Annotated in this window: 1 pseudogene; it reads left to right on the plus strand. The window is 47.8% G+C overall.

Annotated features, from left to right (window positions below):
* Positions 1–485 (plus strand): annotated as a pseudogene (locus F896_RS03625) (hypothetical protein); the annotation flags it as partial.

Consider the following 485-nt stretch of genomic DNA (forward strand, 5'->3'; position numbering starts at 1 on the left):
GGTCAGGCAGTGGCAGCGAAAACCACCGTCACCGAAGGTGACAATATGGTGGTGACTCAAACCAAGAATGCTGATGGCAGTACCAACTATGAAGTAGCGACAGCCCGTGATGTTGACTTTGATTCAGTGCAAGTCGGTGATGTGAACATTGATGGTGCTACAGGCAAAATCAGTGGTGTTGCAGACGGTACGATTGCAGCGGGCTCAAAAGATGCAGTGAATGGTGGTCAGCTCAATGACAGCATGACTTCAACTGGCGACATCTTGGGCGGTGGTGTGACCAATGAAGGCGGCAAGCTGAATGGTCCATTTACAGTGAATGACAAAGGCTACGATACAGTTGCCGATGCAATTCAAGGTGAAACTGCAGCAGCAAAAACCGAAGTAACTGAAGGTAAGAACATCACTGTTTCTAAAACTGTCGGCGCAGATGGACAAGACATCTATGAAGTTGCTACAGCACGTGATGTTGACTTTGATTCAGT

The sequence above is a fragment of the Acinetobacter genomosp. 15BJ genome, from assembly GCF_000400715.1.
Taxonomy (GTDB): Bacteria; Pseudomonadota; Gammaproteobacteria; order Pseudomonadales; family Moraxellaceae; genus Acinetobacter.